The sequence below is a fragment of the Alteromonas genovensis genome (assembly GCF_010500895.1).
Lineage (GTDB): Bacteria > Pseudomonadota > Gammaproteobacteria > Enterobacterales > Alteromonadaceae > Alteromonas > Alteromonas genovensis.
In genome coordinates this window covers 109,369-134,680 of sequence record NZ_JAAAWO010000011.1, presented here as the reverse complement: position 1 = coordinate 134,680, position 25,312 = coordinate 109,369, and the positions used below count along the sequence as shown (strand labels likewise).

Here is a 25,312-nt window from a genome sequence, read left to right as displayed (position 1 = left end):
CCTGGCATTTTATTTCTGACATTATGTTTTCGTTTACAATTGAAAACGCTCAACCGCTTTTCGCAAGCTTTCAGTTTGCGCATCTAACTTCATGGTGGATTCGTTAGACTGCCTTGTGCTTTGAGCACTGGAGTCTGCCAAGCTGACAATGGTGTTTAAGCTTTGCGCTACGTCGGCTAGCAACACGTCCTGCTGCTCGGTATCGGTGACAATATGCTCGTTGATGTTGCTTAGCTGCTCAATAATTCCCCGAATACTTTTTACCTGCTCTGCAACCTGGTGGGTAATATCAACGCTGCCCTTTGCCTGCTCTTTCCCAGATTCAATGGCTTTAACCGCTTCAGCAGCATCTTTTTGTAAATTGCCAATCATCTGCTCAATTTCTTCAGTTGAGTCATGAGTTCGATTTGCTAAGGTTCTTACTTCATCGGCAACAACAGCAAACCCACGTCCTTGCTCCCCTGCTCTGGCAGCCTCTATGGCTGCGTTAAGCGCCAGTAGATTAGTTTGTTCTGCAATGGTTTTAATAACATCAAGTATGCTACCAATGCTGCGAGAGTTATCATCTAACCGGGCGATGATCTCTGCAGATGTTTCAGCCTGTTTAGCTTGGCTATCTACTTGCTGCCTATTTCGCTCTACGAGATGGCCAATGTCTTGGCTCTGATTGGTAATATCCCGTAGCGCAGACATAGCCTGATTAATTTGTTTAAGGTTACTGCGGCTTTTTTCCTGTACATGTTGCGTATTGGTGGACGTAACCGTGACTTGCTCTCGTTGGTCATCCACATCGACTAGGCTCTTATCACCTAATTCTACGCTCTCTTTCGCTATTTCAATTAACCGCGTTTCCTGCTCTAAAATATTCCCAACCAGCTCTCTTAGGCTATCGGTCAGGCTATTCACTTTGGCAGACAGTGCTGAGAACTCATCGTTACCTTCTTCAGGTAGCTTCTGGCTCAGGTCACCCTTACTCAATAAACTCAAACCACGGTTAATGCGGCTAAGTGGTTTTGAGATACTGCGGGTAACCACAACGGCAAGTACAATGGCGGTAATGAGGCCAAATACAGCAACAATAGTATTTTTAACTAAGTTAGCTTGTACCGATTCTAAAATTGCGTTTTGCCCGCTTAACGCTTGAGCTTGAACCCGTTTAAATAATGCGTTGATGTCGTCCAGGGCCGTATTGAGCGATGAGGTCGCATTGCTTCTCTCTGCCACCGTGTTTTCAATCACGTCTAGCTTTGCTTTTTGCAGCGCTGTTAACTTGTCGACAGCGACCAGTAAGGCATCGTATTGCTCGTTAAACGCACTCACCGTGCCACCGTCGTCTATTCCGCTTGCTAACCTATTTATATAGTCTCTATCTACCTGAAGGTTACTGAGTTGATAGCTTAAATCATCAATAATTCCTAGGCTTTCTTCTGAGCGATTAGACTCTGCTAACTCGATAAATGAGTCATTGATTGTGAGAAGCTTGTTATCTATGGCAGTGCCAGCGCCAATTAATGTTTCTATACCTGGATCGTTAGAGTCGATGTACGAAAGGTCAAGCATAAGTGCACTGGCCTCGTCGGCCACCATTAGCACTTGTTCAAGTTGGCTTTGCAGCTGCGCCTCTACTTCCATACGCGATTTTATAGCCGCATACATTTTATTGCTGCTCTCTACGTAATGAAGACTATCTGCAATTGCTTTTTGGGCATCGCCATTTGAAGGCATTAACGATTTGAGGTTATCAAGATCTTTTGTAAATTCAGAAGATAATGCATCAAACAATGCTTTATTTTTTTCGAATGAAGCAGCGTTTTCCACATGGAAGCCGTTTGCGGTGATAACAGATAAGGACAAAATTTCTGTTTTCACTCTTACCATGCTGGTTTGCTCAGGCATTTTTCGCTCAACAACATCTTCTGCAGATTTGCGGATATCATTAAGGCCGAAGTAAGATAAAACACTGGTAAATAAAAGTAAGCATCCGAACAGACCAAAGCCTAACGTTATTTTATTTATTATTGTTAACTGCATAATAGAATCCAACAAGTACGCCCGACAAAAGCAAGGAGTGTCACAATAGTCTTTCAATTCTAGTTTAACAGTATGTAAATTCAATGCACCAAAAGTTTATATCTATTTTACATATTCATGTTTCTTATCCTGTACTTAATGAACAATCGCTACCGTTTTACGCTTAACTTAATACACCTTTGCTACTTGCCCACTATTCGAATTAAGAACAAAAATCGTTCATACGTTTAAAGAAACCTGAGTTTTACTTTAAAATCGCTACAAGTTACCTATAATACCTGCAAATGTTTTTCACACTTTCTCAGTAGGTTGTAATGGATCAAAATAAAGAATTGAAAAGAGCAGGGCTTAAAGTCACTCTGCCTCGCCTTAAAATTTTACAAATTCTGCAAGACCCAAATAATCAACACATAAGTGCGGAAGATGTGTACAAGATTCTTATCGAGCAAGATGAAGAAATTGGTTTAGCTACGGTATACCGTGTTCTTAACCAATTTGACGACGCCGGCATTTTAAATCGTCATCACTTTGAAGGCGGCAAATCTGTTTTCGAAATAAGCCATAAAGACCATCACGATCACTTGGTATGCCTAAAGTGTGGAAAAGTGATTGAGTTTGAAGACGATATTATCGAGCAGCGACAAGAAATGGTGGCAAAGCAGCACAATATTAAGCTTACTCACCACAGCTTGTACCTGTACGGCGAATGTACCGACGGGAACTGCGACACACTCGACTAATCAAGGCGTGTCGACCTAAAGTTCAAATAAAAAACCTGCCCTAATATCGGCAGGTTTTTTTTCGCTTTTCAAACGCTGCTTATATGCGCATTAAGCGTCAAATTTATAAGCGTGATACGCCCTTATTGCACGTTCCCACACTTCACCTGCCGCGCCCTCACCAATAACATGCCCATCAATTTCAATAACAGGAGACACTTCCTTACTGGAGGATGTAAGCCACACCTCATCGGCATCGAGCAGTGACTCTTTAGAAAACCACTCCTCTACAACGTTAAGGTTTGCACGCTTAAACGATTCTAGTGCAATGTGGCGGGTGATCCCTGGCAGCAATTCGTTATTTAAAGGCGGCGTTTTAATAATGCCGTTTTTCACCATAAATACGTTGCACGAACTTGCCTCAGTTATCAGCCCTTTCTCGTTAAACAAAATCGTTTCGTTAACACCAGCTTTTACGCCACTTTGAAAGTGCATGACGTTGCCAAGCAACGATGTGGACTTTATATGGCACCGCTGCCAGCGCTTGTCTTCTTCTAGTGCCACTTTATACACCTTGGCACTGCTTCTTGAATTTGACTGGGGGGCTGCCATTTCAAACGCGAAAGCAAAAACCGTTGGTGTAACGCCAGTTGGGTATGCATGATAACGCTTAGTATCAGTACCTCGACTCACATGGAAATACACTCCCACGTTACCACTTTCTATATGCTGAGCATTTTCTGTTGCCAGCTGCAGCACAATGGATGTCCACATGGCATCGTCATAAGGGTTATCAATTTCAATGGCCGATAGCCCCGAGGCCAACCGCGACAAATGGCCCTTAAGCCCTACCGGTTTTCCTGCATAGGTCGGTATCACTTCATAAATACCATCACCAAATAGGAAGCCCCTATCCATAGGTGAAATTCTTGCCTCACTCAGGGGAAGGTATTCACCGTTTAAAAAAGCGACTGTCATGCAATTTCTCCTCTCAATCGCTGCACGTGTTGCCGAGACAAAAGAATGTCGGCTCGGGCTTCTTCACTATTTTGAAAAATAAAGGAAACAGTTTCCCCAGGAACCCGCTGAGCCAAGCGACTCACATCGAGTGGGTTCAAACACCCTAGCTTCGGATAGCCACCCAGGGTTTGTCTATCGCGCATCATAATAATAGGCTGTCCATCTGGAGGTACTTGAATTGCGCCTACATGAATAGCCTCTGAGCGCATTGAGGATAGCGATGAAGCAATATCTGCTCCGGTCAAACGATAGCCCATTCTGTCGATTGACGAACTGACCGTATACTCTGAGCTTTCAAACATGCGCTTTGCGACCTGACTAAAATGCGCTTCTTGATAACCTTTAATGACACGTAGAGGCGCGTTTAGATCATAGGCTACATTCTCTCCGCACTTTATCGACATGCTGTGCTTTATAGAGATACCGTGTTGCATTGACATGCTGTGCCGTATTGGCAGCTGACGAACGGATAACGTTGCATAGGTTTGCTCATCGCAACGACTTATATCGATACAGTCACTGTCGCTAATCACCCGACCATCGCCATGAAGGCCGCCAAGGGATTCTCTAACTACAGTACATGCACTGTCAACGTGATAAGGAACCTTCCACTGACCACAAATAGCAAGATACGCCTTACTTCCAACATATTCACTTTCAAAGCTTAAGCGGTCATTTTTATTGACCTTGATACTGGAATAAGACGGTTGGTCATGCCCATTTACCTGCACCTTTACCTGCCGCCCAGCAACGGCAACAATGGTAGGCTCATGAAAACAGACCGTCATTTTTCCCATCACTTCTAAACAGGGCGTATTGTCAGGGTTATGAGCAAGAAAATTTGCCCAACGATACGCTATTTCGTCCATAGGGCCTGATTGGGAGAACCCCTGACGCTGCTTACCTTTTCTGCCTTCATCAACAATGAGGCTGAAAAGGCCTTTTGAAATTACTTCAACCTTCATGATAGGCGTTAAACTCACTTTCTGTTATCGACACAAACTTTACGGTATCGCCAGCACTTAGCAAAGGTTGATTGTTTTTATCTAACATGTTTTCAGGACACAGGCCCAATAAATTCCAGCCGCCGGGAGATTCGCTAGGATAGACAGCGGTTTGCCTATCTGCGATGGCAACCGCTCCCTTCGGCACTTTCTTTCTGGGCGTGCTTAATCGTGGGCACTGTAATTGTGTCGGAATATCTCCCATGTAACCAAAGCCTGGAGCAAACCCCACCGCGTAAACCTTATATTCAATGCTGGTATGAAGTGAAATTGCCTCTTCAATCGATAAGGATGTTTTTTGACTAATTTCAACAAGATCGTTAGCGTCTGGCGCACCATACCATACAGGCAATGTATGGCATTTTCCTGCGGCTATTTCAGTTTTACCACCTGCCGGGCTACCCACTGCCGGGCCACTTATGGTGTTTCCACCGTTTTGCCAGCTGCGAAGCGTATTGTATACAAAGTGGCTATCGACTCGCTCAATATCGAATATTATTAATAAGCTATCGTAAGATGGCACACATTCTACAAGCCAAGGTCGTTCGCTATGACTGGCAGCCCTATCGAGTACACGCAACCATTGCTGACAGGCGGCATTTGCGTGCTCTAAGTCAGAACCTGAAAAATACAACATAATGGCATCTGCTCCCACGGGAACAAACTGCTTAATACTGCCAAAAGGTTGCATGTGCACCTCCTACCTTAAGATAACTTTCAAAATAACGTGTTTCTTGAAACAACATAGTTATAAGTAAGCTCTAATTTGGCGGGCTATCTCTACGGCGCCGGCTGTATCGCCGTGCACACACAAACTGTCTGCTTGAATAGATAACGTGGCGCCTGATGCAGTTGTTACTGTGCCCTGCTCTATTAGTTGCTTGGCTTGTACTAACGCCTCTTGCGGACTGAGCACAGCGCCGTCTATTTGACGAGACTGCAGATAGCCTTCATCGGTATAGCGTCTGTCAGAAAAAGCTTCAAACAACAGCGATACACCATGATGTTTTGCTTCATCTGCTATCCCTTGGTGTTGAGATGTGGCTTGGACCATCAGCGGAAGTTTTCCTTGGCACATGGCGGCAACACTTTTCATCACGGTTTGCCTAATTTCCTTATTTTTCATCATGTCGTTATAGAGTGCACCGTGTGGCTTAACATAACTTACCTGCGTGCCCACTATGGCAGCCATCCCTACTAATGCACTTACCTGATATTGAATACAGGCGCTAAGCTCATTGGCTTGCATTGCCATACTTCTGCGTCCAAACCCTTGTAAATCAGGGTAAGACGGATGAGCACCAACCGATACACCATGGGCTTTGGCAATATCCAGCGCGGCTTTCATGACCAATGGATCGCCAGCGTGAAAGCCACAGGCGATGTTTGCTTGGTCTATTTCAGACATAATGTCCTTTTCCACAGGCATCGACCAAGCCCCAAAACTTTCACCTAAATCGCAATTTAACTTCATAATGGTTTAGCTCTTAACTCCAATCCGATATTATGTTACCTGTTCTATTAAAAAAGTCAGTGTTAATGATAAATATTGGAAAAATTAATACATTGCGCGTGGTAGCAGAATACCCTTTTGGGTACGCCCTAGCCGCCCTAGGCGTTAATGAAAACGAGTTTGAGAGTGGGACTGATAACGAAGGTGCTGCTGTTTTCGATTCAGAGGCCCACACCCTCGGCATCGATGAAACCGTTACCCTTCCTCTTGATGAGGTTGAAACACCCCTTGCAACAAATGCAGAGATAGAGGTATTTGTTGCCACAAATCAGCGTGGAGAGCCCTACGCAACGGTGAAAAAACCGCTGATCCAAGTGGGTGAAGTCAAAATATTGAAAGCGGTATCTGCAACCAACTTCGGCGCTTTTTTCGACTGGGGATTAGATAACGATTTACTCGTTCCAGACGACTATCAAGCCGAGCCTGTTAGTGCGGGTATGAAATACGTTGTTTATACGTTTTTTGACAATAAAACCCAGCGCATTTTGGGTGCGACAAAGCTTCACTACTTTTTACAGGAAAGTAACGCCTATTTGAATGAAGGCGACGATGTTGAATGCCTAGTTTATGCCAAAACAGATCTTGGCTTTAAAGTCGTGATAAACGAAAAGAATCTTGGGCTGATTTTTCACAGCGACGCGTTTAAACCATTGAAAGTAGGTCAAGCTACCTCTGGTGTAATAAAAACAATTCGCGAAGATGGCAAAATTGACGTGGTGCTTCAGCGTATAGATAAAGATGCGCGAAGTGAGCTTCAGCAGGCTATTTTGGACGATTTAGACGCCCACGGCGGCATATCGACGCTCACTGATAAGAGTGCTCCTGAAGATATTTACACGCATTTTAATGTGAGTAAAGCGGCCTATAAAAAGGCATTGGGTGCGCTGTATAAACAGAAAAAAATCACTATTAACGCTGATGCAATACGATTGAACACCAATACTTAATCTACACAACGCAGGATATATAATGAAAGCACGTGTTTCATGGGATAAAGACCTTACGTTTACTGGTACTACCGACAGTGGTTACAACACCGTGATGGATGGAAACGGCAACGCTGTTTCACCTATGGAATCGGTGCTTGTTGCTATTGGTGCCTGTTCAAGTGTGGACGTCGTTGATATTTTAAAAAAAGGGCGCTTTGACATTTCAGCGTGTCATTGTGAGCTTGAGGCCACACGCGCTGAAGAGCCACCACGGGTGTTTGAAAAAGTACATGCTCACTACACGGTGTCAGGAAAGGGAATTACCGATAAGGCGTTAGCTCGTGCTGTGCAGTTATCAGCGGAAAAATACTGTTCGGTCATGTTAATGCTTAAGGGCAATGTTGACATTACCACCAGCTTCACCTTGGTTGAATAGATAATCAGTGGAATAAGCGATGTCTAGGCAGGCTTTGGGCTTGTAGACTTTAGTTTAAATCGCTGTAACTTAGCGATATTGGCTAACAGATAGTAAAAAAGGCTAACCATTTCGGTTGGCCTTTTTGTTTTTCACCTTTATAAACTCCTAACTTACTGAAACTTATAACGTTTAGTTTACTGGCACGTTACCTGCTGATATTGGTCATTATGATATAACGACAATAAATGTTAGGGCATTGACCATGGACACAACACATAACACCTCATATCAGAACGCAAACAACGCTTCACTTCGCAGTTCGAACACTAACTCTCCACTTTTACGTTATGCGGTTATCGGTAGCACAATTCTAGCGCTTAGCGCATTTTCAACAGGCTGCACAGATGCTGATGCGATTGATGCAGCGAATGGCCCTGACAAAGTAGAAGAGACGGTATTCGCTATTCCCGTTGAAGCACTTCACTTAAAAACAGGCGACATTACCTCAACGTACGATACAACCGCTATTTTAGAGGCCCGTGAAGAAGCGTTTGTCTCTGCCCGCGCATCAGGAATTATTGAAGCCATATTCGTAGAAGAAGGCGACTACGTAGAAAAAGGACAAGCGTTGGCACAGTTAGATAAGCGTCGGTATGAGCTCAATGTGTCAAAAGCACGCGCTGATTTACAAGGTATCGAAAACGAGCTCGAACGCGTCAACAAGGTATACTCACAAAAACTCATTAGTCACGATACCTACGATAAACTCAACGCCCAGTATGAATCGGTTAAAGCCTCGTTAAGCATTGCTGAATTGGATTTAAAAGAAACCACTATCGAGGCCCCTATCAGTGGCTTTATTGCATCTCGCAACGCCAAAGTAGGTAATTTAACCGAGTCTTTCCAACGTGAAAGAATGTTTCATATTGTGCAGCAAAAAGATCTTCAGGGCGTAGTATTCCTACCAGAGAACGAATTAACAAATGTGTCTGTAGGCCAGGTCGCAATCCTAAACGTTGCCGCGTTAAACAATCAAGAAATAACCGCACATGTTGAGCGAATCAGCCCCGTTATCGACGCCACTACCGGTACCTTCAAAGTAACCCTGAGAGTGCCCAATGGACAAAACACGTTGAAAGCCGGCATGTTCACTGATGTGTCTCTTGAATATGCCACTCATGCCAATACCACACTAGTGCCCCGCCGTGCTCTGGTTACCATTGATAATACCCACAGCGTTTTTGTAGTCGACGGTGGCGTGGTTAAGAAAGTCAATGTATCTACCGGATTTGAAAATAGCGATGTTATTGAAGTCACGCACGGATTAACCGGTAACGAACAAGTCGTTACTGCGGGACATCAAAATTTAAAAGACAATGCGCCTGTTGAAGTTGTAAACAGCTAAGCGAAGATAAATAAGGAAAATAGTATTATGCGTATTGTCGATATTGCTGTTAAGCGTCCCGTCGCCGTTTCTATGTTTACTTTCGCGGTGTTGTTATTTGGTATGGTGTCTCTTGGTAGGCTGTCGGTGAATTTATTGCCTGATTTGTCTTACCCCACTTTAACTATACGCACCGATTACGATGGCGCCGCCCCTGCAGAAATAGAACAACTGGTATCTAAACCCATCGAAGAATCCATCGGCGTTGTTAAAGGCGTGCGTAAAGTTACCTCTACCTCACGTGCAGGACAATCAGACGTGGTCTTATCCTTTGCTTGGGGTACGGAAATGGACTTTGCCAGCTTAGAAGTGAGAGAAAAACTAGACGTACTTCGACTTCCTCTGGACATTGAAAAACCTCGACTGCTGCGTTTTAACCCCAGCTTAGACCCTGTTATTAAGTTAGGCCTTACCACTGATACCGAAAACCTTTCCGAAAGCGGTATGAAACGCTTGCGTTTATACGCCGAACAACAAGTAAAACGAGGCTTAGAGTCTGTTGAAGGTGTTGCGGCCGTGCGACTAGGCGGAGGGCTAGAAAATGAAATTCACATTCTTATTGACCAGCGTAAAGCCAGTCAGCTATCCATTCCCATCACAGACATTGTTGAGCGTATAAAAGCGGAAAATGTTAACGCCGCAGGCGGAAGAATAGACAATGCCGCCCAAGCCTTTTTAGTTCGAACACTAAACCAGTTTGAAACACTAGACGACATCGAAAACTTATTTATAGGCCGCTCTGGTAATCGAAACATCCAATTAAAAGATGTTGCCGTTGTACAAAGTGCTTATAAAGACAGAAGTGTCATCACGCGCTTCAATGGCACTGAAGGTGTTGAAATAGCTATCTATAAAGAAGGTGACGCTAATGCGGTGGATGTGGCTACCAATGTGTCGCGTCGCCTGAAAGAAGTACAAAAAGCCCTCCCCTCAAATTATGCACTTAGTCAAACTTATGATCAGAGCGTGTTTATAAAACAGGCCATCGACAACGTTAAATCAGCGGCCATTGTGGGCGGTATTCTAGCCATGTTGGTGCTGTATTTGTTTTTAAAAGACTTCTGGGCAACGGTTATCATTTCCGTGTCTATTCCTGTGTCTGTTATTGCCACGTTTAATTTAATGTATGCCAACAACATAAGCTTAAACATGATGAGCCTTGGCGGTATCGCTCTTGCTGTTGGGCTATTGGTAGATAACAGCATTGTTGTGCTTGAAAATATTGATCGTCACCGCAATCACAAGCGTGGCTTAACAACGACTCAACATGGCGAAAACGAAGACGCGACGCAATTTGGTGCGGCCGCCAAGGGCACTAAAGAAGTATCAGGCGCTATTATCGCCTCTACATTAACCACCATGGCCGTATTCGTTCCGCTTATCTTTGTTGAAGGCATTGCCGGTCAGTTATTTCGAGACCAAGCACTCACGGTTTCTTTTGCGCTTGCCGCATCTCTCGTGGTGGCGCTCACCATCATTCCGGCGATGGCAAGAAGAAAATCAACGCAACAATTATCTCACCAAGATACATTCGATAACCCGTCAGCCTCTGTAAAAACAGCCCCTACGAGTCTGTTAGGTAAAATAGCGTTTTACGCCACCTGGCCTGTTAGAGCACTGTTTAAATTTGTTTTTGTTTTTTTACCTGCCGCTCTTGTTACCTTGATAATTGGTGCATGGCACATCATCAGCAAATGTTTGTCGGTAATGTTCACACCACTTATTTGGCTGTTTTCCAAAGGGTTTGATGGCCTATCAAAAGCGTATGAAGTGTTACTGAAAGCAAGCCTTCGCGCTCGAACGGCAGTGCTAGGAATTGCAATAGCGCTGTCAGCAGGAGGAGTTTTACTGTTACCCCAGTTGGGTATGGAGCTCATTCCCACCATGTCACAAGGAGAGTTCTCAGTAGAAATCACCTTGCCAGCAGGTTCTCCTTTGCAGAAAACCGATGCCGAACTCAACGCACTAGCGGCTGTTGTATTTAATGAGAAGAACAGCTTGGACAGTGGTCCAGAAGACGAGCATAAGGACGAAGAGCAGAGCGGATCGCACACAAAAGTACAGCGTACTTATGCGATGTCTGGAACGGGCAGCCTTGTAAGTGCTGCGCCTAATCAAGGTGGCGACCACTGGGGCCGGTTAAATGTAGTCATGCAACCCAATGCGACTCAAGATGACATGCTGCAGGTTCAAAACACCTTGCGTGATTATCTAAACAACAAACCAAATATCGAATCAGTTTTTTCTGAGCCTGAACTCTTTAGCTTTTCATCGCCAATTCAAGTGGAAATTACGGGTTACGATTTAAACCAGTTGCAAGAATATGGTGACGCTATTGCACTTAAGCTGGCAAGCTTTGCTAATTTTACCGATGTAACCACCAGCATTCGCGATGGAAATCCAGAGCTTAAAATAGAATTTGATCACGCTAAGCTTGCTCGGCTAAACTTAGATGCAGCCACTGTATCGCAACTGATCGCCGCCAAAGTGGGCGGGCGCATTGCCACCCAATACAGCGTTGAAGATAGAAAGGTTGATGTATTGGTTCGCACTATTGAAAGTCAGCGCAACGATATCGCGGGCGTAAGGGCAATTGTTATCAACCCTCGTTCAACACAGCCTATTCCTCTAAGCGCAGTAGCCGATGTTTACATGAGCGTGGGCCCAAGTGAAATTACCCGCGTTGGCCAGCAGCGTGTCGCTATCGTTACGGCAAATTTAGCGAAAGGAAAGCTAGACGAAGCTGTTGATGTTGCGAATACTGTACTTAACGAAACTCAGCTTCCTCTCTCACTTAGCGCCACCATTGCAGGTCAAAGTGAAGATATGCAAAACAGCTTCCGCTCGCTGCAATTTGCTCTCGCACTGGCAGTATTCATGGTGTACCTGGTTATGGCGTCGCAGTTTGAATCCTTGCTTCATCCGCTTCTTATTTTGTTCGCAGTGCCGCTTGCAGGCGCAGGCTCAGTGTATGGCTTGTGGCTCACCAACACACCGCTTAGTGTGGTGGTGTTTATCGGGCTAATTATGCTGTGCGGTATTGTTGTGAACAACGCCATTGTGCTTGTTGATAGAATAAATCAGCTGCGCAGAGACGGAATGGAAAAGCACGCTGCCATTGTTGACGCTGCCCAAACACGTTTAAGACCCATTGTAATGACTACATTGACAACTGTTCTCGGTTTGCTCCCCATGGCGTTTGGTTTTGGTGAGGGTGCGGAAATAAGAACTCCTATGGCGGTAACGGTTATTTTTGGATTACTGTTTGCCAGCTTACTTACCCTCATCTTACTGCCGGTGCTGTATAGCTTATTCGACAATAAAAAAATACCTGTGGATACGAGTGCAGTGATGACAAGTGACGAGCCGGTAGTAAAAGGAGGCACGCTATGAAGCCTTCACAAGAAAAGTCGCCAACTGTAGTAGCGGGTATAGGTGCGGCGTTAGCAAGATTTGCCCTTAACAAACCCGTCACCATAGGCATGTTATTTTTCTCCATGCTGCTGTTTGGATTAGTGTCTTCTAGACTGCTTCCGTTAGAGAAGTTTCCCGGTATTGATATACCCCAAATGGTTATCGAAATCCCCTACCCTGACGCCACTCCAATTGAGGTGGAAACCATGATAACGCGGCCTGTTGAAGCTGCCATTGCCACCATGTCAGGGATTAAGCGCCTGCAAGCCCGTTCTTATGATAATAAAGCAGAAATCGTTGTTGAGTTTGATTGGGAAGAAAACCTTAAAGCTAAAAGTATCGAGGCAAGGGAGAAGGTAGACGCGATAAGAAATGAGCTGCCTTCAGATATTGAACGCATAATGGTGTACAAATTTAACACCAATGACATGCCTATTTTTCAGCTGCGCGTGTCTAGCGATCGAGACCTTTCTAACGCTTACGATTTGCTTGAGCGCAACTTAAAGCACCCGCTTGAACGAGTACCCGGCGTGTCGAAAGTTGAGCTTTATGGCACCATGAAACGTCAAATCACCATTCGGTTGGACGCTAAAAAACTTTCTACCTATCGCATAGACAGTAATGAGCTTGAACGAAAATTACAGGGGGCTAACTTTTCCCTTACTGCGGGCTACATGTATAACGATGGCCAAAAGGTGCTTGTTAACCCAACAGGTGAATTTGACGATATTAACGACTTTAAACAAATGTGGATCAAACCCAATATTCGTTTGTCGGATGTGGCTGAGGTCAGCTATGAATTGCCTTTGCGAAACGAAGGACGTCATTTAGACAGAAGCTTTGCTGTTGGCTTCAATGTATTTCGTGAATCTGGCAGTAACTTGGTCAACGTATCAGATGCCGTAATGGCCGTGATCAATGAAGCAAAAAACGACCCTGAGTTTTCCGGTATCAACCTTTTTGTGATGGACGATACCGCTAAAAGCGTTACGTCTTCCCTAAGCGATTTGTTAAGTGCAGGCTTGCTAGGTGCATTGCTGTCAGTCATCGTTTTATATCTATTTTTGCGCCAACTGGTTACCACACTTATTGTTGTGCTGTCGGTGCCATTTTCTATATGTATCGCTTTGGGCGTGATGTATTTACTGGGTTATACCCTAAATATACTGTCACTGATGGGACTGATGCTGGCCGTTGGTATGCTGGTAGATAATGCGGTGGTTGTTACTGAAAGTATTTTTCAAGAGCGCCAGAAAAACAATGATATTGCTTATGCTACACAAAGTGGTGTCAACAAGGTAAGCTTGGCCGTCATTGCGGGTACGGCCACCACGGCCATTGTATTTTTACCCAATATCATTGGCGTTAAAATTGACGTAACCATCTTTCTAGAGCACGTGGCAGTTGCCATTTGTATTTCGCTATTTGCCTCTCTTTTTATTGCGAAAACCCTCATTCCCTTACTGACCACTAAAGTGAAAATTCCGGTGGTCAAGCAGTCAGCGCCCCCGGCTTACATCTCTCGTTACGGGAAAATACTTCAGTGGGTACTTAACAATCAGGGTAAGACATCACTTATTGCTTTTGGTATTCTGGCATCCACTATTATTCCCATGCAGGCGGTGACGTCAGATGATGATGGTAATAACAACCAAGAACGCATTTGGCTGAATTACCACATTACCGAAAACTACACCCTGTCGGAGGTAGAAAATACGGTTGAAAAAATGGAAGCGTATTTGTATGAAAATCAAGAACGCTTTCATATTAAACAGGTATATACCTATTTTACTCCAGGGTATGCAACGAGCGGCCTTACGCTTAACGACGACCTACCTGTGCCGGTTAGCCAGATTAAAGAGGATATCCGTGAGTCTATGCCCTCTTTCGTAAGAGCACGCCCCACATTTCAGTGGGAAAGTGGCAGTGGTGGCGGTATTCGAGTGACATTGCTTGGCGAGTCTTCAGAGCAATTAATGAAAATTTCAGACCAGCTGGTGCCGGTTCTTGCCAAAGTGGAAGGACTTAAAGATGTGAAGGCTGATACAGGCTCAACCCGTGATGAAGTTCAGATTCGAATTGACAGAGAAAAAGCCAATCGATTCGGTATTGCGGTTAACGATGTGGCCAAACTAGTTGCTACCGCCCTTCGCGGCAGTAATCTAAGGACGTTTCGCTACAGCGACGCTGGAGAGGTTAACGTACAGCTCAAATATGGTAGCGATATTCAGTCGTCACTCAGTGCACTCAAAAATATTAATATCGGCTTTGCGCAAAGCCAATCAATTACCCTTAATATGATTGCTGATTTTGAAATAAAGCCTCAGCTGTCGCAAATAAACCGTAGCTATCGCCAAACCGCGCTGGCTATTGGTGCCAACCTTGAGGGTGAAACCACCACCGCACAGGCGAGACAGCAAATAGAAGCGGCTCTCGAAAATATCACCCTGCCCACGGGCTACACCTGGACATTGGACGGCAGTTTCTCTCGCCAAGATGAAGCTAATGCGGTTATGCAGATGAACATGCTGTTGGCGCTTTGCATGATATACGTGGTGATGGCAGCGTTGTTTGAATCGTTGATCTTACCTACATCCGTCATCACATCCTTATTGTTTTCCTTCACCGGCGTGTTTTGGGCGTTTATGGTAACCGGAACGTCAATGTCGGTAATGGGTATGATTGGAATGCTTATACTTATGGGTATTGTGGTGAACAATGGCATTGTGCTGGTAGATAGAATTAATCAGCTTATTAATGACGGTCTTTCTTTATACGACGCCGTTATTGAAGGGTGCGTTACCCGAATAAGACCTATACTCATGACAGTGGCAACCACTGTGCTGGGGCTAATTCCGCTTGCCATAGGCACAACACGGATAGGCGGCGATGGTCCACCCTATTCCCCAATGGCCATCGCCATTATTGGAGGTTTGCTATTTTCTACACTAACCAGCTTGTTCCTTGTGCCGTTAGCATATGTATTACTCCTCAAGTTGAGATTCCACACTCAGCGACTCTTTATCAACGGACGTAACAGAGTGTCGCGTTGGGTAAGGGTTTGAGCCAAGCATCATTAACCAGTTATGACTTCCTGACAGGGTGTGTGATGTTCTTTTAAAGAACAGCACCACCCGCCTTTTCATATTAACCATAGCCAACGCTTACCTTAACTACGTGAAGTGAGGTATTCGTGAACCGTATCAGCGCCACGTTCAGCCGAAAATTGAATGAGGTTACTTCCATTACATGTTAACCCTGTGTCTGAGGTGACTAATCGTAATACTTGACGCTGGCTATCACCAATACGACCTACGTTACGTGACAGGTTCGAACGAAAGGTTTTAAGGTCGTCGTTGATAATGGCTTTGCAAAATCCTGCAAATTCCGTTTCGCCAACAAAACGGACTTCTTTTTGTGAGCTAGCGGCGCTTGCATTGAATGCAATTGATAGTGTTGCTGTAGCAATAATGGTCTTGAGCAATTTCATGGTGTTTTCCTCGATGCATAAAAAAGGGTGTTAGCACTCAGGTAATCGCTGAGTGCCCATTAGTTATGCACCAAGACTGAAAATTTTTCTGTTGTAATGTTGTGTAAGGCAGGTAAATTTGCAGTAAATTGAGTTGTTAATACATATTTAAAACTTTAAGTATCTGAAAAATAAAAATTTCATTAAAATCTTTATTCCTGGATGATATTACAAATCTAAAATCGTGAACAAAAAACTCTAGTACTAAAGTCTAAAAAAAGTATTTCCTCACCTCCAATTCTGAAATTTTAACAAAAAAAATGGCATTTCAGATTATTTTTCACACTGAAACACCACTTTATTTTGTAACAAAACTACACTTTACTCATATTTTCTTTCGACTTTAGTTTCTATCGCATCAATATATGCATGCCAAGACCCATATCCGATAAGCGGCATTAGAATGATAAAACCGACAAACCCAGTGACAAATCCTATAGCGACGGCCGAGAAGATTATTGCCGCCCAAATCAACATGGGTACTTTATTTAACCACACTGCATTAACACTCGTTAGCACGGCGGTAGCAAGGTCGACTTTCCGTTCCATGAGTATTGGCTGAGTGAATGCAGTAATAAACAGCATGATCATCGTAAATGCAGCCCCAACTAAGGTGCCCAACACTAAAAACGGTAGCAAGCTCTCAAGATTGTTATCTATATAAGGAGGATAAAGTGCATGGATTAGCGACGCTACACGTAGCCAAAAAATCATCATGACCATGATGAGTAGCGCAAACCCCCACTCATTAAATGCATTTCTTCGCATTGCTCGCAATGAATGTCTTAACGTAGGTTTGTGGCCTTTTTCCATTTCCCAGCTTACATCGTAAAGACCTGCCGCTAAAAACGGGCCTATCAACATGAAGCAAACAATGGCAGGCAGAATAACCAAGTGCCAGCCCGTCATTTCAACCAAGTACATGATGAACCATGGAATAACGGCGAATAGTACACCATAAAACACTGTTAATCCTGGCGCTCGCATGGCGTCTCGCAACGCCAACGACAGCCATTTTATCGGGTCGCCAACATCTAATTCTTTACAGGGAATGACACGCGCAATGCCACTTTGAGTAATCGCATTTTCTGGAGTTTCTTTAAAATGGTGCGACATATTAAAATCACCTCTGATGATAAACTTGCTTTTTCTTGGTGTTTTTATAAACACCTTATTCTTACGATAGGCTTATATGAATAAGTTCACAAGTTATTAACATAAATTTTATAACTTTATAGCCAAAAGAATAGTCATAAGGATAGCCATCATCATTATTGTTCGCAATTTGTGCAATAAGGGCTAAAAAGTGTCGCCATTCACTGAATTCTTCTAAATTGCCGTCGCATCTCACTGTGGATTGCGATAATCTCAAGGCATGTAAATCAACCAGATAGACCATGAAAACTGTATCTCGCTCACATAAATTAGATAACGTTTGTTATGACATTCGAGGCCCAATAGCAGCACAAGCTAAAAAGATGGAAGACGAAGGTCATCGCATATTGAAATTGAATATCGGTAACCCTGCCCCGTTTGGCTTTGAAGCCCCCGACGACATAGTGAAAGACGTTATTCATAATCTGCCGACTTCTCAAGGGTATTCAGACTCGACGGGAATTTACGCGGCGCGTGTAGCAGTTATGCAGTACTATCAACAGCGAAATATCAAAGATATTCGCGTTGACGATGTTTATATTGGTAACGGGGTAAGCGAACTCATTATGATGGCGATGCAAGCGCTGCTTAATCATGGTGACGAAGTACTTATCCCAAGTCCTGACTATCCTCTTTGGACAGCAGCGGTAAGTCTATCGTCAGGCTCTCCGGTTCATTATCATTGCGATGAACAGGCCGATTGGTTTCCTGACCTTGATGATATTAAAAGTAAGATCACCAGCAAAACCCGTGCAATTGTTCTTATTAACCCGAATAACCCCACGGGAGCTGTGTACGATGAAGCGCTACTTCAAGACATTGTTGAATTAGCGCGGCAACATGGACTTGTTGTATTCAGTGATGAAATTTACGATAAAATTCTTTACGACGATGCGAAACACACTAGCATTGCGTCGCTAGCCGATGACGTGTTTTTTGTTACTTTTAGTGGTTTGAGTAAGAACTACCGTGTAGCCGGATTTCGCGCTGGCTGGCTATTGGTTAGTGGTAACAAGCGACTGGCCTCTGACTATATTGAAGGGCTCAACATTCTCTCTTCAATGAGAATGTGCGCAAACGTACCTTGTCAAAGTGCGATTCAAACTGCGCTTGGTGGATACCAAAGTATTAACGACTTGGTAAACGAAAACGGCCGGCTGCGTATTCAGCGAGATGTGACTACTGACATGCTTAACGGCATCGATGGCATACACTGCGTTAAACCTAAAGGCGCTATGTACTGCTTTGCCCGAGTGGACGAGAAAAAATTCAACATTCACAACGATGAGCAAATGATTTTAGACTTGCTTAGCTCGGAAAAAATTCTGCTGGTACATGGCAAAGCATTTAACCTTAATAGTGGCATTTACTTCCGCTTGGTATTTTTACCTCACAGTGACGTTTTAGTGCCTGCTCTGCATAGAATTGGAAATTTCTTTAGAACCTACAAGCAGGGAGCTTAATATGTCAGATAGAAGTCATTTCTTTGCTCACTTATCTCGGCTTAAGTTAATTAACCGTTGGCCTCTGATGCACAATGTGCGTACCGAAAATGTGCAGGAACACAGCTTACAGGTGGCAATGGTTGCTCATGCCCTTGCGCTTATCAAAAATAAATTTTTCGGTGGCACCGTTAATCCAGAGCGTATCGCCACTATGGCCATGTTTCATGACGTATCTGAGGTACTGACTGGCGATCTTCCCACGCCAGTGAAGTATTTTAATCCGGCGATAAAGGAAGAATATAAAAAGATAGAAAAGATAGCGGAAAATAAGCTCATTGAAATGGCGCCTGAATCTTTTCGCGATGACTATGCTGCGCTGATAGATTCGCAAAACCATAACCCAGAAGATGCCTTTATTGTGAAAGCAGCGGATGTGCTGTGTGCTTATCTAAAAACGTTAGAAGAAATTGCCGCTGGAAATCGCGAATTTACGCTAGCAAAGAAACGCTTGGACAAAATTTTGAAAGAGTATCATTCGGAAGAAGTGGATTATTTTCTCACTCAATATGTACCGAGCTTTTCGTTGAGTCTTGATGAAATAACCCAAGACGAAATGTAACATTCAAAAAGGAGCTACTGTGCCGATATCTCAATGGGAATTAGATTTACACGAGCGTCGCCTTCCACGCAGCGAATCGAGAGACGGCGATCACAGAAATCCTTACCAAAGAGATAAAGCAAGAGTACTCCACAGCGCCGCTTTTCGAAGGCTGCAAGCAAAAACACAGGTATTAGGCGTTGGTTTAAGTGATTTTTACCGAACTCGACTGACGCACTCTTTAGAGGCCGCTCAAATAGGTACGGGGATCACCGCGCAGCTTTGGAACAAATTTCCCGATATCGCCAAAGACTTAGTACTCGACCCTACGTTAATTGAAACCATCTGTTTGGCTCATGACATTGGCCACCCTCCTTTTGGTCATGGTGGAGAAATTGCTCTCAACTACATGATGCATGAACACGGTGGTTTTGAAGGTAACGGTCAAACGTTTCGTATTGTTACTCAGTTGGAGCCTTACACGGCCGACCATGGCATGAATTTATGCCGACGCAGTATGTTGGGGTTAGTTAAATACCCCAACTTCATAAATACTCTGCATACTAAAGAGGCTGTAGGCCCTCGGCCTCAATCATTGCGCCAAGTTAAAGCCGATGATTGGCACCCGCCCAAAGGTTTATTTCAATGTGATAAGTCCTTGTTCGATTGGCTGCTTGCTCCGCTAAACAATGACGATAAACAGTTGTTTATGCAATTTACTGGCAGTACAAGTGCCCACAGTAAAACCTGCTTCAAGTCATTTGATTGTTCTATTATGGAGCTGGCGGATGATATTGCCTACGGCATCCACGATTTAGAAGATGCCATTGTCATGGATATGGTGCAAAAAGCGCATTTCATAGAAGATGTGACGAACCCATTAAAAGCGCTGTCTATTCCATGGCTTTCAGATAATATCGAATCGCTGACCACAAAATTGTTTAGTCACGCCCACCACGAGCGTAAAAATGCTATTGGCGCGCTGGTAAACAGCTTTATTACTGCTATCGAAATTCAAAAAGTAGACGGGTTTTCTCATCCGCTATTAGCCTTTAATGCCACCATGCCTCAAGGCTTTGGTGAAGCATTGGCGCTATTTAAGCGATTTGTGTTTAGAAAGGTAATACGCCGCCCTGATGTTCAGCTGTTAGAATATAAAGGCCAATTGGTGGTGATGGAACTCTTTGAAGCCTTTGCCTCAGATCCTGCCCGCTTGCTGCCAGAAAACACACAAGAGCGCTGGCGTAAAGCAGAGGAAGCGGGAAACGGCATGCGTGTGCTTGCCGACTATATATCAGGTATGACTGACGAATTTGCATCTCGCCTTTACAGCAGTATATTTTCACCTAAACAAGGCGGCATTCAAGACAGTTTCCATATCTAGCGCTAGGGGTAGAACAAGGTTATTAGGTTATGTTGCCAAGGCTAATTGTTAACCGCATCAGCAACAGTTGTTGCATTTACAACTTGGTTCACACTCCCCTGAATAACCACGGTGGCTGATATTTTATCCTGAATGGCTTGTCTGTTTGGATCCCAATAAACCTGTAAAAAGCCTAATAACCCCGTCGCAAAACCTGCTCCGTAACCGCCGTACCGGCCAAAGCAATCAAGCATGCCAAGTGGCTCACCGTTTAGTGAAACCACGCGAATATTACACACTTTTTTACCTGGAGTTTGCCCGCGCCAAAGTAACGAGAATAAGGTAAAGTAAACTGCAGCCCAACCAAAACCTAAACCTAGGTCTTGTATAATACCTTTGCCCCACTGCAAGATACTGGTTACAGGTGTTGTATTGTTTTCGTTTGTATTTTCGTTTGTATTTTGCCCCGTCATACTCTCTGGCGCTAAATCTACACTTTCAACATCATCTGCTGCAATAGGTTCATCATCAGCTATAACCATTAAGTGCAATAGCGCTCGAGCAGCTTGACTATTTCCAGTGTCTTCAATTTCAGCAAGTTCAGGCAATTGAGCAACTAAATTAGCGCTAGCAGCACTTTGGCAAATAGCATCGCAATTTTTGTCGTCGTCTGTTTGCGCTAAATATGTGCGAATTATTGATTTATCATGCTCACTTAACTCATCTGTTTGTTCTGCTTTGTTTATTTGTATTCCTTGTAGAGTGCTGTCGTCTTCAAAAAAGTCTATTGCTAACGAGAGTACCGTTAGCGAGCTTACAAATAAAAAGCCTGCTGCAGAAAGCTTAAGGGTTCTGCGCCAAAACGACGACATTTTAGGAAGGTATTGTTGTGCTGTGCCTTTATAAAAAGCCATCGCAGCAACAAAGGCAATTAACGTTGCGCTAAGTTTTGCAGCCATAAATATTAAAATGACATCAATGATCATTGCCATTGCGCGTTTAATAGGTGGAGCCAAAGGAATGCCTAATAGCGCTTGGTCAACTTTAAAGGCATACGGGGTTATTACATTTCTGGTTTCTGAGCCAGACAGCGCTAATTGCTCTATTTCGTTGGCTTTCATTTTTAGACTTGTTATTTAAATAGGTAAATCGTTCAAGCTACGCGCTTTTTATTTTCAGAACAAGCTAAAGCTATTGATTACTATGCATAAAAAGCATTTTGAGTTTATTTAGCTTCACTTATTATCTAAATTCGGGACCATAGCGGTTTGCTGTGTTCTTTTTAATTCATGAAATTTTATTGTTATTAACTGGGTCTTATTTTATACATGTTAAATCTGAAGTTACTTTTTATAAAATTCGCGCGTGTAATACTAGGCGTGTGGTACTAGGCGTGTATTAAATGATGCAATCCTAAAACCTTGTATTCACGTAAGTAATGTAATCTCGGTGCCTTCGCGCGCAGTCGACGTAAACTGCTTTTCAGTTTTTAATATCTAAGCGCGCTCAATAATTATGGTGTAAGTATGTCTAAACCGTTTAAACCATCTGTAAACCTAACCGACAATCATGTTACCGATGAAAGTGTTTATATGAACCGGAGGTCATTGCTTAAGTCTTTTGGGTTTGTCGGCGCGTCAACGCTACTTGCACAATCTGCAAGTGCGGCTGACTGGTTTTGGGAAGATGAGAAAGAGAAAGCAACCTTTCAAAGTAAGCCGCTTGATTTTACCAAACCTAGTCAGTATCAAATTAATGAGACTCGAACCCCAGAAAAGAAAATCACGTCATACAATAATTTTTACGAGTTTGGCACATCTAAAGATGCCCCAGCAGAGAACGCCAGTGAGTTTAAAACCGACCCATGGACATTGAAAATAGATGGTTTAGTTAAAAAGCCATTAGTTCTCGACCATGACTCACTGACAAAGCGCTTTCCACTGCAAGAGCGCATTTATCGTTTGCGCTGTGTAGAAGCGTGGTCGATGGTGGTGCCTTGGATAGGGTTTGAATTAGCAGCACTTATCAAACAAGCCGATCCATTAATGTCAGCAAAGTACGTGGCGTTTGAGACTCTGTATGATCCAGAACAAATGCCAGGGCAAAGTAATCGATTTTTGGGTGGCGGCATTGAATACCCCTATGTTGAAGGCTTACGCTTAGATGAGGCTATGCATCCATTAACGCTGATGTCGGTTGGCTTATACGGGAAAACCCTGCCTCCACAAAACGGAGCCCCAATTCGATTGGTTGTGCCTTGGAAGTATGGGTTTAAAAGTATTAAGTCTGTGGTGCGTATCCGTTTGACAGATAAACAACCTCCAACGACGTGGAATCGACTTGCCTCAAATGAATACGGCTTTTATGCCAACGTGAATCCTAAAGTCTCTCACCCTCGATGGAGTCAGGCGAGCGAACGTCGAATTACCTCTGGTGGTCTTTTATCTCGAAATCGAATAGAAACACAGATGTTCAATGGGTACTCAGAAGTGGCCCCTCTGTATTCTGACATGAATTTGGCAAAGTTTTACTAAGATGGCACCTAGGAAAGCCCCCCTGCGACTGTCTCCATGGCTCAGACGTTCAATTAAATCAGTTATTCACGTAGTAGCTCTCGGTTACTTAGTGTGGCTGTTCTACGCTGGAATTACCGATACGTTAGGGCCGGACCCAGTGGATACTTTGTTAAATGAAACGGGCATCTGGGCAATTCACCTTTTATTCATTACCCTATTGCTCAGCCCATTGGCTAAGCAAATGCGTAGCCCTGCTCCCATTCAGTTCAGAAGAATGCTTGGTGTTTATGTGTTCGTCTACGCATTGGCTCATTTAAGTACCTACATTTTGTTTGAACTTCAGCTTGATATGGCGTTAGTGCTAAGTGAACTCATTAGCCGCCCTTACATTGTGGTTGGCATGGTGGCGTTATTGCTACTATTAGCTCTTACTGCGACCTCTTTTAAGGTACTACAAAGAAAAATGGGGAAGCGTTGGCAGCAGCTCCACAATGCAATTTATCTCATATTACCACTGACTCTTTTGCACTTCAGTTGGTCACAAAAAACCTTTTGGCAAGAACCTATATGGTATTGGTTAGCGGGAATCATCGTCTTAGCTCCGAGAGCAAAACAATGGTTAATAACATACAAAAAGAAAAGAAGTCGAAAGCAGGCAAAAAAATCAGCGGCTAAAGCAAATAGCCCTCAATATCCTTAAACATTTACTTTCAGCATGCGCTGCAACAATAGCGCACTGAACGATTTATGACAGAATGAATAGCAGCAGTGAATAGCGAGCGGTTTTCGCCATAGTAACAACACAAAGGAAAAACCAAAAATTACTGCGAAGCACTCCTGCTACTAGCGTGATTGGGTCGCCAATAATTGGCACCCAACACAAAAGTAGGCTCCACTTTCCCCACCGGGTAAAAAAGTGAGAGGCGCGAAGAAACGCGTTTTCGCTTATTCTTAAAAGTTTTGTTGCAACCACCCTACCATATTTAAAACCCAGTACGTAGTTCACCAGGGCACCTAGAATATTTCCACTGGACGCCACCAACAGTAAACCCCAACCAGAGAGACCATTGCTATACAGTGCTGTGATAACTATTTCTGAACTAAAGGGCAATATTGTGGCAGCCAAAAATGCACTGACAAACATTCCCGCATAACCAAGATTAACAAAGAAGTTCATTATGCTCTCTTTTTATAATTGCCTTTCCTTCATTGCCCTATCACTTTGCCTTAACCTCACTGCCTTAACCTTACTGCCAAATGTATGTGAGGTTACCAATAAACGTGCAGCCCACTTTCATAAAAAGCCCGTGGTTACTTTAAAAGTACACAAGAAATAACGGGTATTTCCTATCTCTAGTCTCTTTGTTTGTAATGACGCCTGTACTGAAGCCTGTACTGATACCTGCACTAATACTTGTACTAAAACCTGCAACAGCGAACAGTACCAGATTCAAATTTTACGACGTAATAAAAATTCCTTTTATTTAAAAGCACTTAGATAGAATTCTCGCAGTTGTTCGAAAAAAACACAATCTATTGCTTGCAAAAGGAACTCATCGCAACTACTGTATACACATACACACTGTATACCTAAACAGTTAAAATGGTTTTATAAAAATAAGGTATGTTCTATGAGTAATTCACCAGTTTGTCGATTCAATGCACTTCGTAACGCTGTATCAAGTACCGCGGTTGAAAATGTAGTTCAACTTCCATTACCCATTGAAGGTTTCCCCGGTGAAGGAAAAGGAAGCTTTGAAGAAAGAAATGACAAGGGGTGGAGTTATCTTCTCTCTGACTCAGTTGCGTTTTCTAAAGACGTTGTAAATGCTATTCGCATTCAAAAGCCTGAGAAAGAGAAAGTACCAGAGTGGATAAGTAAGCTCATTACTGGCGGCCAATGTAAAACGCTGTATGTTGAAAATATAGATTTAGACTTACAACCCACAGACAGCGACATGATCCGCAAGCTCTGTGAACTTTACTCTGTGAGTTTAGTTAACGTAAAAGTAGACAATACTCAGCAGAGCAAAAATGTTGCGGTTGGCCCTTGGTGATATAAAGAGGAAACATAGAAAAAGCACAGAGAAGAAATGGAAAGAAAATAGAGAGGAATCAGGCAATGTAGTGCTCTCATTTGGCTACGCTTTCAATATGCACTCTCGCAGTGCTTCCTCGCAATTCCCTCTGGTAATGCGATAAACTATAGCTTCA

Annotated in this window: 21 protein-coding genes; 12 read left to right on the top strand and 9 right to left on the bottom strand. The window is 43.6% G+C overall.

Annotated features, from left to right (window positions below):
• Positions 1-33: 33 nt before the first annotated feature.
• Positions 34-2,031: a methyl-accepting chemotaxis protein gene (locus GTQ48_RS14195; protein WP_163107256.1), complete on the bottom strand. Its 1,998-nt coding sequence runs from the start codon at positions 2,029-2,031 to the stop codon at positions 34-36.
• A 314-nt stretch (positions 2,032-2,345) separates the two neighbouring features.
• Here GTQ48_RS14195 and fur point away from each other — a divergent pair, with 314 nt between their 5' ends.
• The gene (fur, locus tag GTQ48_RS14190) at positions 2,346-2,771 is read left to right on the top strand and encodes a ferric iron uptake transcriptional regulator (RefSeq protein ID WP_032095827.1); all 426 of its coding nucleotides are present in this window, start codon (positions 2,346-2,348) and stop codon (positions 2,769-2,771) included.
• A gap of 90 nt (positions 2,772-2,861) precedes the next feature.
• Here fur and GTQ48_RS14185 read toward each other — a convergent pair whose 3' ends face one another.
• From GTQ48_RS14185 to GTQ48_RS14170, 4 genes are read right to left on the bottom strand one after another with little or no spacing between them, the layout of a single operon-like run.
• Complete coding sequence (locus GTQ48_RS14185; RefSeq protein WP_163107255.1) at positions 2,862-3,728, bottom strand: aminotransferase class IV; 867 nt, start codon at positions 3,726-3,728, stop codon at positions 2,862-2,864.
• Positions 3,725-4,735 (bottom strand): 5-oxoprolinase subunit C family protein, encoded by a 1,011-nt coding sequence (locus GTQ48_RS14180; RefSeq protein ID WP_163107254.1) that lies wholly within the window; start codon positions 4,733-4,735, stop codon positions 3,725-3,727. Before GTQ48_RS14180 ends, GTQ48_RS14185 begins: the two co-directional genes overlap by 4 nt.
• Positions 4,725-5,465, bottom strand: coding sequence for a 5-oxoprolinase subunit B family protein (locus tag GTQ48_RS14175; protein WP_163107253.1), 741 nt, complete (start codon positions 5,463-5,465; stop codon positions 4,725-4,727). The genes GTQ48_RS14180 and GTQ48_RS14175 overlap by 11 nt, the downstream gene beginning before the upstream one ends.
• A gap of 57 nt (positions 5,466-5,522) precedes the next feature.
• Positions 5,523-6,248 (bottom strand): 5-oxoprolinase subunit PxpA, encoded by a 726-nt coding sequence (locus GTQ48_RS14170; protein ID WP_163107252.1) that lies wholly within the window; start codon positions 6,246-6,248, stop codon positions 5,523-5,525.
• A 65-nt stretch (positions 6,249-6,313) separates the two neighbouring features.
• Here GTQ48_RS14170 and GTQ48_RS14165 point away from each other — a divergent pair, with 65 nt between their 5' ends.
• The 5 genes from GTQ48_RS14165 (at position 6,314) to GTQ48_RS14145 (ending at position 15,557) form a co-directional block, all read left to right on the top strand.
• Positions 6,314-7,234: a S1-like domain-containing RNA-binding protein gene (locus GTQ48_RS14165; protein ID WP_163107251.1), complete on the top strand. Its 921-nt coding sequence runs from the start codon at positions 6,314-6,316 to the stop codon at positions 7,232-7,234.
• A 22-nt stretch (positions 7,235-7,256) separates the two neighbouring features.
• The gene (locus tag GTQ48_RS14160) at positions 7,257-7,652 is read left to right on the top strand and encodes an OsmC family protein (RefSeq protein WP_163107250.1); all 396 of its coding nucleotides are present in this window, start codon (positions 7,257-7,259) and stop codon (positions 7,650-7,652) included.
• Positions 7,653-7,896: 244 nt separating this feature from the next.
• Positions 7,897-9,039, top strand: coding sequence for an efflux RND transporter periplasmic adaptor subunit (locus tag GTQ48_RS14155; RefSeq protein ID WP_163107249.1), 1,143 nt, complete (start codon positions 7,897-7,899; stop codon positions 9,037-9,039).
• A gap of 27 nt (positions 9,040-9,066) precedes the next feature.
• The gene (locus tag GTQ48_RS14150) at positions 9,067-12,471 is read left to right on the top strand and encodes an efflux RND transporter permease subunit (protein WP_163107248.1); all 3,405 of its coding nucleotides are present in this window, start codon (positions 9,067-9,069) and stop codon (positions 12,469-12,471) included.
• A complete protein-coding gene (locus GTQ48_RS14145) occupies positions 12,468-15,557 on the top strand; it encodes an efflux RND transporter permease subunit (protein WP_163107247.1) in 3,090 nt (1,029 codons plus the stop codon). Before GTQ48_RS14150 ends, GTQ48_RS14145 begins: the two co-directional genes overlap by 4 nt.
• 104 nt (positions 15,558-15,661) lie before the next feature.
• On the opposite strand, the gene GTQ48_RS14140 is transcribed toward GTQ48_RS14145, so the two are convergent.
• Both GTQ48_RS14140 and GTQ48_RS14135 read right to left on the bottom strand, forming a co-directional pair.
• On the bottom strand, positions 15,662-15,982 hold the full coding sequence (locus GTQ48_RS14140) for a DUF3718 domain-containing protein (RefSeq protein WP_163107246.1): 321 nt from the start codon (positions 15,980-15,982) through the stop codon (positions 15,662-15,664).
• 360 nt (positions 15,983-16,342) lie between these two features.
• Positions 16,343-17,137, bottom strand: a complete 795-nt coding sequence (locus GTQ48_RS14135) for a DUF2189 domain-containing protein (protein ID WP_163107245.1) — start codon at positions 17,135-17,137, stop codon at positions 16,343-16,345.
• Between the two features lie 281 nt (positions 17,138-17,418).
• Here GTQ48_RS14135 and GTQ48_RS14130 point away from each other — a divergent pair, with 281 nt between their 5' ends.
• The 3 genes from GTQ48_RS14130 to GTQ48_RS14120 are packed head-to-tail and all read left to right on the top strand — an operon-like array spanning position 17,419 to position 20,603.
• Positions 17,419-18,639 carry a pyridoxal phosphate-dependent aminotransferase gene (locus tag GTQ48_RS14130; RefSeq protein ID WP_163107244.1) on the top strand — a complete coding sequence of 407 codons (1,221 nt, stop codon included), beginning with the start codon at positions 17,419-17,421 and terminating at the stop codon, positions 18,637-18,639.
• A 1-nt stretch (position 18,640) separates the two neighbouring features.
• Entirely contained in the window at positions 18,641-19,240 is a 600-nt protein-coding gene (yfbR, locus tag GTQ48_RS14125) for a 5'-deoxynucleotidase (RefSeq protein ID WP_032095816.1), read from the top strand.
• Positions 19,241-19,259: 19 nt separating this feature from the next.
• Complete coding sequence (locus GTQ48_RS14120; RefSeq protein WP_163107243.1) at positions 19,260-20,603, top strand: anti-phage deoxyguanosine triphosphatase; 1,344 nt, start codon at positions 19,260-19,262, stop codon at positions 20,601-20,603.
• 41 nt (positions 20,604-20,644) lie between these two features.
• On the opposite strand, the gene GTQ48_RS14115 is transcribed toward GTQ48_RS14120, so the two are convergent.
• Positions 20,645-21,703 (bottom strand): RDD family protein, encoded by a 1,059-nt coding sequence (locus GTQ48_RS14115; RefSeq protein WP_163107242.1) that lies wholly within the window; start codon positions 21,701-21,703, stop codon positions 20,645-20,647.
• Positions 21,704-22,108: 405 nt separating this feature from the next.
• On the opposite strand from GTQ48_RS14115, the gene msrP reads away from it, so the two are divergent.
• Together msrP and GTQ48_RS14105 are read left to right on the top strand one after the other, a co-directional pair.
• Positions 22,109-23,116 carry a protein-methionine-sulfoxide reductase catalytic subunit MsrP gene (msrP, locus tag GTQ48_RS14110; protein ID WP_163107241.1) on the top strand — a complete coding sequence of 336 codons (1,008 nt, stop codon included), beginning with the start codon at positions 22,109-22,111 and terminating at the stop codon, positions 23,114-23,116.
• Between the two features lies 1 nt (position 23,117).
• Positions 23,118-23,798: a protein-methionine-sulfoxide reductase heme-binding subunit MsrQ gene (locus tag GTQ48_RS14105; RefSeq protein ID WP_163107240.1), complete on the top strand. Its 681-nt coding sequence runs from the start codon at positions 23,118-23,120 to the stop codon at positions 23,796-23,798.
• A gap of 45 nt (positions 23,799-23,843) precedes the next feature.
• Here the strand turns inward: GTQ48_RS14105 and GTQ48_RS14100 are convergent, their stop codons facing one another.
• A complete protein-coding gene (locus GTQ48_RS14100; RefSeq protein WP_239060136.1) occupies positions 23,844-24,275 on the bottom strand; it encodes a YqaA family protein in 432 nt (143 codons plus the stop codon).
• Between the two features lie 454 nt (positions 24,276-24,729).
• On the opposite strand from GTQ48_RS14100, the gene GTQ48_RS14095 reads away from it, so the two are divergent.
• Positions 24,730-25,155 carry a deoxyguanosinetriphosphate triphosphohydrolase gene (locus tag GTQ48_RS14095; protein ID WP_163107239.1) on the top strand — a complete coding sequence of 142 codons (426 nt, stop codon included), beginning with the start codon at positions 24,730-24,732 and terminating at the stop codon, positions 25,153-25,155.
• Positions 25,156-25,312: the final 157 nt, after the last annotated feature.

Bases quoted from the DNA above. Each gene is read 5' to 3' on its own strand.
- GTQ48_RS14150 (WP_163107248.1), top strand. From the start codon at position 9,067: ATGCGTATTGTCGATATTGCTGTTAAGCGTCCCGTCGCCGTTTCTATG.
- GTQ48_RS14160 (WP_163107250.1), top strand. From the start codon at position 7,257: ATGAAAGCACGTGTTTCATGGGATAAAGACCTTACGTTTACTGGTACT.
- msrP (WP_163107241.1), top strand. From the start codon at position 22,109: ATGTCTAAACCGTTTAAACCATCTGTAAACCTAACCGACAATCATGTT.
- GTQ48_RS14115 (WP_163107242.1), bottom strand. From the start codon at position 21,703: ATGAAAGCCAACGAAATAGAGCAATTAGCGCTGTCTGGCTCAGAAACC.
- GTQ48_RS14195 (WP_163107256.1), bottom strand. From the start codon at position 2,031: ATGCAGTTAACAATAATAAATAAAATAACGTTAGGCTTTGGTCTGTTC.
- GTQ48_RS14180 (WP_163107254.1), bottom strand. From the start codon at position 4,735: ATGAAGGTTGAAGTAATTTCAAAAGGCCTTTTCAGCCTCATTGTTGAT.
- GTQ48_RS14135 (WP_163107245.1), bottom strand. From the start codon at position 17,137: ATGTCGCACCATTTTAAAGAAACTCCAGAAAATGCGATTACTCAAAGT.
- GTQ48_RS14155 (WP_163107249.1), top strand. From the start codon at position 7,897: ATGGACACAACACATAACACCTCATATCAGAACGCAAACAACGCTTCA.
- GTQ48_RS14165 (WP_163107251.1), top strand. From the start codon at position 6,314: ATGATAAATATTGGAAAAATTAATACATTGCGCGTGGTAGCAGAATAC.
- GTQ48_RS14185 (WP_163107255.1), bottom strand. From the start codon at position 3,728: ATGACAGTCGCTTTTTTAAACGGTGAATACCTTCCCCTGAGTGAGGCA.
- GTQ48_RS14140 (WP_163107246.1), bottom strand. From the start codon at position 15,982: ATGAAATTGCTCAAGACCATTATTGCTACAGCAACACTATCAATTGCA.
- GTQ48_RS14100 (WP_239060136.1), bottom strand. From the start codon at position 24,275: ATGAACTTCTTTGTTAATCTTGGTTATGCGGGAATGTTTGTCAGTGCA.
- GTQ48_RS14130 (WP_163107244.1), top strand. From the start codon at position 17,419: ATGAAAACTGTATCTCGCTCACATAAATTAGATAACGTTTGTTATGAC.
- GTQ48_RS14095 (WP_163107239.1), top strand. From the start codon at position 24,730: ATGAGTAATTCACCAGTTTGTCGATTCAATGCACTTCGTAACGCTGTA.
- GTQ48_RS14105 (WP_163107240.1), top strand. From the start codon at position 23,118: ATGGCACCTAGGAAAGCCCCCCTGCGACTGTCTCCATGGCTCAGACGT.
- GTQ48_RS14175 (WP_163107253.1), bottom strand. From the start codon at position 5,465: ATGCAACCTTTTGGCAGTATTAAGCAGTTTGTTCCCGTGGGAGCAGAT.
- fur (WP_032095827.1), top strand. From the start codon at position 2,346: ATGGATCAAAATAAAGAATTGAAAAGAGCAGGGCTTAAAGTCACTCTG.
- GTQ48_RS14145 (WP_163107247.1), top strand. From the start codon at position 12,468: ATGAAGCCTTCACAAGAAAAGTCGCCAACTGTAGTAGCGGGTATAGGT.
- GTQ48_RS14170 (WP_163107252.1), bottom strand. From the start codon at position 6,248: ATGAAGTTAAATTGCGATTTAGGTGAAAGTTTTGGGGCTTGGTCGATG.
- yfbR (WP_032095816.1), top strand. From the start codon at position 18,641: ATGTCAGATAGAAGTCATTTCTTTGCTCACTTATCTCGGCTTAAGTTA.